The sequence below is a fragment of the Endozoicomonas sp. SESOKO3 genome, assembly GCF_024606255.1.
This window is the reverse complement of the sequence record NZ_JAHHPR010000675.1, coordinates 1-1888: the sequence shown is the minus strand read 5'-3', so window position 1 is coordinate 1888 and position 1888 is coordinate 1. Positions and strand designations below refer to the sequence as shown.

The following is a 1888-nucleotide window of genomic DNA, read 5'->3' as shown; positions in this document are numbered from 1 at the left end:
ATACACAACACTGTTCAATATTTGATAACAAATGACTGACCTTAACGATCTTATGGTGTTCGCAACGGTAGTAGAGAGAGGCAGCTTTACTCAGGCTGCGGAAGTAATGAATACGCCAAAATCCAACATCAGCCGCAAGATCACCCGGCTGGAGTCCCAGTTGGGTGTGCGGCTATTGGAGCGTTCCACCAGAACGCTGCATCTGACTGAAATCGGTCAGCGCTACTACACATACTGCAAAAGGATCAAAGAGGAATATGAAGCCGCAGGCAGCGCAGTGGAATCCATGTTGGAAAAACCTCAAGGGCGCCTTAGAGTGTGCACCTCTCTCGGTGTCGGTCAGGCATTACTTGGCGATCACCTTGCCCATTACTGTCAATGCTACCCTGAGGTTGAACTTGATCTTAGTTTGACCAATCGACGTGTTGATCTGATTGAAGAAGGGTATGATCTGGCGTTTAGAATCGGAGACTTGCCGGACTCCGGACTTGTTGCCAGAAAACTTTGCTCCATCCGTCTGCGTCTATATGCGGCTCCGGGTTTTGCAAAACAGAACATCAAAACGCCCAGTGACTTGTTAGAGCATCCATTAATGTTGATGAGTGCGAAAGAACGCAGCCCCGATTGGCATCTCTTTTGCGCAGATGAAACTGCGACCTTGAGGTTTGAGCCGACTGTGCGCTGCGATGACTTTTCCATGCTGATGAGAATGTCCATCAAAGGACTGGGCATCACCGAACTGCCGGAGTATATGGCAAAGCGTGAATTGGCAAAAGGCACACTCATCAATATTCTTCCCGATTGGCAATTTGAGCCTGTCGACTTATATGCACTGTACCCCAGTCACCGTGGCTCAACACCCAAAGTTCGAGCACTGCTCAACCACCTTTCAACAGAGGGTTTCCAATAATGGAGTTGCCAGATGACAGCCTTGAGCCGATAAAAAGCCTTGAGCCAATGAACTGCCCTGCACCGGTAAAAACCATCCTGAAGAAACAATGGGACAAGTTTCTGGAAACCTGTCGGACAAAAGACCTGACTGACAGGCCTGACTCATTATCTCCCGCATTTCTCGCTCAACTTTATAAAACCTGGGCAGGCAGCGATTTTGCTTTTGAACAATGCCTGAAGCATCCGGATCTTGTTTTCCAACTCCACCAGAATCCGGATAGGTTAGAAACAGCCAAACCTGACAGGCACCAACAGGCACTTCACCTGCTCACTCAGGACGCAGCACTCAACGAAAACGACCTGATGTATCAACTTCGGGTATATAGAAACCGGGAGATGGTCAACATCATCTGGCGCGACCTCAACCGTCTGTGCACCATGCAGGAAACCACGCAGGATCTTTCTGCCATGGCCGATGCCTGCGTCGATCAGGCACTAAACTGGCTCTATCAAGAAGCCTGCAAAACCTGGGGCACCCCAATGGGTGCTTCTTATGGTGAGTCACCTCAACCACAAAAGATGATCGTACTCGGCATGGGCAAACTGGGAGGGCAAGAGCTGAACCTTTCCTCCGACATCGACCTGATGTTCACTTACCCCCACAAAGGTGAAACCGTCGGTGGGAGCCGCTCTCTGGATAATCAGGAGTTCTTTATCCGGCTGGGGCAGCGTCTGATCAAAGTCATAGACAGCCAGACAGTCGACGGCTTTGTATTTCGGGTTGATATGCGTCTAAGGCCTTATGGTACCAGTGGTGCTCTGGCAATGAGTTTTTCCGCTATGGAGCAGTATTACCAGGATCAGGGCAGAGACTGGGAGCGCTACGCCATGATCAAGGCCAGAGCTATTGCCGGAGATATCCCTGAAGGTCAGAATCTGCTCAACAGGTTTCCAGAAACTCGTCCCATTGTTTCTTCAGGATGGTTTTTACCGGTGC

1 protein-coding gene and 1 pseudogene are annotated in these 1888 nt (G+C 49.9%); both read left to right on the top strand.

The window, feature by feature from the left end; all coding sequences use genetic code 11:
- Window positions 1-31: 31 nt before the first annotated feature.
- On the top strand, window positions 32-910 hold the full coding sequence (locus KDK18_RS11930; protein ID WP_257255146.1) for a LysR family transcriptional regulator: 879 nt from the start codon (window positions 32-34) through the stop codon (window positions 908-910).
- Window positions 910-1888 (top strand): annotated as a pseudogene (locus KDK18_RS11925) (bifunctional glutamine synthetase adenylyltransferase/deadenyltransferase); the annotation flags it as partial. The gene KDK18_RS11930 and the pseudogene KDK18_RS11925, both read left to right, overlap by 1 nt.